We start from the raw sequence: 5,837 nt of genomic DNA on the forward strand, positions 1-5,837 counted from the left end.
GGTTAGCTATATTTTTTTACTTTGCAACAGAACCGTTTATTTTTTGTTTTAAAACAAAAAATAAACAAGTGAGTAATCATAAGAATTACAAAATGAGAAATTGAGGTGATAAAAATGACAAGATTATTGAAAATAAGGTTAAAAACTTTGTTGAACTATACTATTGGTGTGTTAGCTATCGCATTAGCTTTAATTTTTATTCTGTATCTATAAAACGCTCAAATAAATAAACGGTTAATTGATAAGACAATGATTATAAAAACTATCGAACGATTATTAGAAAGTGATTTATCGGCTTACTATATTCATCAACAAACAGGTGTATCGACGTCTAGTATACAATGATTAAGAAGTGGTGAACGTAAACTTACTTTAGACAGTGCAGAAAAACTTTACATGTTTCAATTGGAAATTAAAAAAGAACGTCAATCTAACTAATGAAGAAACATCTAAAGGTAGAAAGATAAGGATATATAAACCATTAAAAACCCCTTGCTAGATGTAAGGGGATTTTAGTCGTTGTATTATTGTTTTTCTTCTTCCAAGTATTCATTGATTAAATTCGTAATCTCTGTTTCTGTATGTTTTACATATTCGTATTGATGACCATCTTGATAACTCTTAGAAATTTCACCACTTACGATACTAATACATATATTTGTATTATCATTTAATTTAGTACTATTTTTTACATGTAGGATAATATCAATACAACGTAATAAACGGTCTTCCAGTAATGACAAGTCTACATGGAATAAGTTCATTTTGTATTTCATTGAAAGTGTATAATCGGCTATTCCTAATGAAAACATTCTAAATACATATATGAAATCGGATAGCTTTAATGACAACATATACTTCTCTAATTTAAGAGGTAATATTGAACGATGAAAACCTGAAAACAAATACAATACACGTTGAATAGCCTGAGTATTTTCTTCTGACTCATTACAATTGGTCAGTTGTATTAATAGCTGCACCATATAAGACGTTTCTTCTGAAAAGCTATAACTATTATTCCCTTTTTCTAATTCGGCATATTGTTTTTCAATATCAATACCTATATCTGTAGTAGTCCAATCATAATACGTATTAAATCTATCGAAGAGCATATCATTTAGGAACGGTGCAATATGAGAAAATTCAAGGTCTGCTAGTATCAATAAACCTTTGACTTCACATATTGCTATATTAATAGAAGACATATTATCGCTATAACTAAATAAATTATCTGGTGTAAGGTCAATATTAGATATATTGTTGATTTCTATAATATCACGTAGTGTATTGCCTAAAAAAATTGCATCATTAAAGGTAAATAATCGAAGTAAAGAGATTGTTGATTTCTGAAATTCGGGAAACGTATTTTGTAATCTTTTAATCTTAAACGAGTCGTTTTTATTAATCTTCAAATCCGATAATATTGTAGACATCATCGAATTAAATATATCAATATGATAATTAATTTGTGATTTATTAGTTTTAAAATGATTTGGATTATCTAAATAGCGTTTCATCTCATTGTTAAATACATAGAAACATAAATTATGCTTTGTATATACGTCTTTGTTATCTGTATCACCAACTAAAGCCATTGTTTGAATGATTTTACTAATACCATCAGCATGTTTTCGTAGATAGCGATTTGGATTGTTGATGTTGTAATGTGCTATATAACTTCGCATAGCATGTTGTATTTTCAAAATATGTTCGATATCCATCGTTTGAAAAATAAAAGCTATTTTTGATGGCATATATTTAATTAATTTTTGTTTTTCGTGATGTGTTGTTTTTGTATTAGATTGTTTAGGTACACTGGAGACGTCGTATGTGTAGAAACGCAGATACCCATTAGTCGTAGTTGAAGTGTTAAGTAAATGTGCATGAATGAGTTGTTCGTTGTACATCTCAACTGTTTCTTCATCAATCATTAATTCATTAACAATATCTTTAATTTTATATATTCCATAAAGTATATGTTCATCATTGTAAAAATCACTATTACCCATATTTTCTTTAATAGCAAATAAATATCTATTTCGATATATAGTATATAAAATCTTAGCGTACCAATCTAAATCATCAAAAGCATCTTTTAGTAAGAATGATGGCATTTTGTAAATACCTTTTTTGGCTAATTCTCTTTGTTGTAAAACAACTATTTTATCTCCTGCTGTAAAAATCAAATCCAGTTCTTCTAAATCAATTAAATATTGTTCTATATCTTCAGCTACTAATTTAGATTCACTCTCTAATTTGCGCATATTTAAAGTCCATTCGTCATAACCATTTCTGAATTGCAATTTACTTAAAATACTATATAAGATTTTAGCTAAAAAAGATAAATTACAGTATTTGTCATTAATAAATAGTTCTCGACTAATGCCTAAATAATTAGGATTTCTGAGACTTAATTCTGTAATTGTATAATTCATAAGTTAATTTAACTCCTTTTAAATTATGTTATTATATGTTTCTTTCATCTTATCACTTTTTAATTTATGAACCGAAGTGCGAAGCAGAAAGGCTAATGTAGATAAATACAGATATAATAAGTCGATAATTATTATATAATTAGTTACAAGTAGAGAAAAATTTCAAATGACGGGAGATGATATAGTGAATCAAGCATTAATTAATTATCAAAAAACAATGGCTATGGTTAAAAATAATACGCAATTACAAAGAAATGTGTTCACAACTACTAACTACTTAAATAGTTCAGAATATAGAAAATTAATGAGTAATGATATCTTCAAAAGTACTTCAATAGAACTTACAGAAAAACTGAGAAAAGCATTTAAAGTTAGCAATAACTTTAATGAAATTAGTCAGTTAAATACAAAAATGATAGAAAACTTTAGACGTCATTGGGGATATAATCAAGAATTCACAAATACAATTAGTAGCATAAAAAATATGAAGATTCCTAATATAGATGTTTTAACAGAAATTATTAATGATAATGGCATTGTGAAAATGGGAGATATTAAAGTAACATCAGAAACAATCATTACAAATGATAATTACGTGGAACGCTATCCCGATGAACATCAAAATCAGAGTACAGAAATTGCTAGTAAAGAGAAGGTTGAATATTTAACTACGAAACTGTTTGAACCACTATGCAATGCGATAGTTAAAATTAATGAAAGTACATTACCAACAACTTCTAACTTAACTTATCAATTATACTTGCATAATAATGATTGGTATACATTTTTTATGATGATTACTACTATACAATTGATTATATATGTGGCATGTTACGAACCTAAAAAGAAAGAGGACGAAAAAATTAAATAAAGAAATCAAAAAAACTCTACAACCAATTATGATTAAGTAGAGTTTTTTTGTTTTTCTTCTTATGAAACATATTTGAGCCATTACTAAACGAAGAATGTTTGTTTATAGAAAAAATAGGACTAAAACAAAAACGTTTTGATCCCACCTTTTTGCTTAACTACAGTTCATTTTCAGATTTACTCAATTGCCATTGAAGATAAAATTCGACTGCAGTTAAGAGAACATTAATCATTGCAAATGTAACTTTAATCTTTTTCTTAGTACTCATAAGTCTTCCTCCCTTCTTTGATAGCAGCATGCTGTGTTGTGACATTGTGTGGATGTTATTTTGTTATCCCCTCCCTTACTTTCGTTTGATCTAGATGGTTGCCTTAGCAACCACTTGTAAATAAAAAAAGAGAACATCTATTTAAAGATGCTCTCTAATTGAATCATTATTGATTAAATAAAGAAGTGATGGGTAAATGATCACGTCGTTTATTAAGGGTATGCATTTCAGCAAATTCAGACTTAAGAGATTTCATTAAGTACCCTTGCATGGCTTCAATGGTTTCATTTTTTTGAATAAGCATGGCTTTAAAACGTTTAAGAACATGAAGTATTTCTATTTCCATATCTTCTAGCAAGTAGTAGTTATCAATCGTATTGTTGAAAGATGTTTTGGCTTTTAATAATACAGTTTTGATAATTTTAATTTCAGCTACTTCAAAGTTACTTAGATAGTTTTGAATACTTTGTGGTAGTTCTTCGAGTAATTGGAATTTTAAAGCTTCATTATTAAAGTTTGAGTTGTTGTGATTTGAATGATTTGTATGATTACTAGGATATTTTAGTTTATTATCATTCAAATCATCCGTATCATTATTCTCAGTCTTAATATAATCAGTCTTAATATAATCAGTATCATTAGGGTCTAAAATTTGGGATTCTGGAGTCCCAAATTTTGAGATTCTGGAGTCCCAAATTTCGGGATTCTGGAGTCCCAAAATTTGGGACTCCTTGTCATTATAGGTTGTAGATGAGGATTGAATACTTTTTTCTACACTAATATTAGTTTCTATATCATGCAAATATAATTTATTAGGTTTATTAAATCCTGTACGTATTTGTTCAAGTAACCCTACTTCTTGAAGTTCTTTTTTTATTTTAGTAATTGTATTCTTACTTTTATCTAATATATTCTGGAGACTTTCGTTTGTAAAAATGAAATATATATCCCCATTATCATCGATCCAATTATTTTTAATTGATAAGCTAACTCTATCATTGAGGATTGCATAAGTGACTTTGGCACTATCACTTAATTTTTTATATTTTTCATTAACAAATAATGCTTTGTGTAGCATATAAAAATTTTGACTAGCTTGATTTTTAATATTTTTACGAGACATAATAAAAAACCTCTTTCCAATTAAATTTGAATAGAGGTAATAAAACATTACAAATCCACATAACTTTTTGACTTGCAAACTGTAGATATTGTTGTATATAATACATATATCAAATTAAATAGCTAACGTATTGTAACGTTTTATTACCAAGTCCCAACTATTACCAGTAGTTGGGACTAAAACGTATTATGAATATTATATCATTAAAAAAGAACATATAAAAGATATTATAATTTCACTTAAAAACCCTTTATAAACACTTGACGGAATTGTTATCAAATGTTTATAAAGGGTTTTTATTTTTTATAAAGATACCTTTATAAAAGCATTTGTGATAGAATTTTCTTATAAAGGGTTGATAAAGTATTTATAAAGGGTTGAAGATATGAAGAGTGTTAAACAAATCAGTGAAGAATTGGAAGTTAGTAAACAGACTGTGTTTAATAATATAAAAAGATTGAATATAGAAACAATAAAACAGGATAATACTTCATTCATTAAAAATGATGTTGATGTAGAAAAGGTTATTCAAAGAGTAATCCGAAATAAAAAGAAATATGGATTTGAAAGTACTAACACAAGCTCAGAAAAAGTTAAAATAGATAATACAAAAAATGAATCTAAATATGATGTTCAAATAATTGAACTACTTGAAAAGCAAATAGATACTTTAAATAAGCAACTTGAAAAACAAGAAAAACGTCATGAAACGACAATAGAATTTTATAGGAAAGAATTACAAGAAAGGTCGAAATTACTTGAAAACCAACAAGTATTAGCATTGGAAAGTAACAAAAAAATACAAAAGTTAGAGTCTAAGTTAGAAGAAGAAAAGCAACTTAATTATTCTGCTAATAAAAGACAGGACATTGAAGTTCAAGAAACAATGGACAATATGGATTCTATAAATAGTGACTCAGATAATCAAAAAGAAAAAATAGTTTCTCAGTTCAGTGATGAAAGTAAAGATAAACATGAGGATAAACAACAAGATAGTGAATCACAAAAAAGTGATAAAACAGATGGTGATCAGAAAGAGGATATAAGAAACGAAAATTATTCTAAAAAAAGTTTTTGGAGTAGACTGTTTGGTAATTAAAAAGGAATGTAAAAGGTGTATCAAGAGTTTATAAACTCTTG

4 protein-coding genes are annotated in these 5,837 nt (G+C 27.1%); 2 read left to right on the top strand and 2 right to left on the bottom strand.

The window, feature by feature from the left end; translation table 11 throughout:
- Positions 1 to 524 precede the first annotated feature (524 nt).
- Positions 525 to 2,435 (bottom strand): hypothetical protein, encoded by a 1,911-nt coding sequence (locus HMPREF2897_RS00025; protein ID WP_002447747.1) that lies wholly within the window; start codon positions 2,433 to 2,435, stop codon positions 525 to 527.
- 184 nt (positions 2,436 to 2,619) lie between these two features.
- On the opposite strand from HMPREF2897_RS00025, the gene HMPREF2897_RS00030 reads away from it, so the two are divergent.
- Positions 2,620 to 3,306 carry a hypothetical protein gene (locus tag HMPREF2897_RS00030; protein WP_002495693.1) on the top strand — a complete coding sequence of 229 codons (687 nt, stop codon included), beginning with the start codon at positions 2,620 to 2,622 and terminating at the stop codon, positions 3,304 to 3,306.
- Between the two features lie 434 nt (positions 3,307 to 3,740).
- Here HMPREF2897_RS00030 and HMPREF2897_RS00035 read toward each other — a convergent pair whose 3' ends face one another.
- Positions 3,741 to 4,697: a replication initiator protein A gene (locus HMPREF2897_RS00035; protein ID WP_002447743.1), complete on the bottom strand. Its 957-nt coding sequence runs from the start codon at positions 4,695 to 4,697 to the stop codon at positions 3,741 to 3,743.
- A 385-nt stretch (positions 4,698 to 5,082) separates the two neighbouring features.
- Here HMPREF2897_RS00035 and HMPREF2897_RS00040 point away from each other — a divergent pair, with 385 nt between their 5' ends.
- Positions 5,083 to 5,796: a DUF536 domain-containing protein gene (locus HMPREF2897_RS00040; protein ID WP_002447742.1), complete on the top strand. Its 714-nt coding sequence runs from the start codon at positions 5,083 to 5,085 to the stop codon at positions 5,794 to 5,796.
- Positions 5,797 to 5,837 lie beyond the last annotated feature (41 nt).

The organism is Staphylococcus sp. HMSC065D05, from assembly GCF_001813195.1.
Classification (GTDB): domain Bacteria; phylum Bacillota; class Bacilli; order Staphylococcales; family Staphylococcaceae; genus Staphylococcus; species Staphylococcus epidermidis.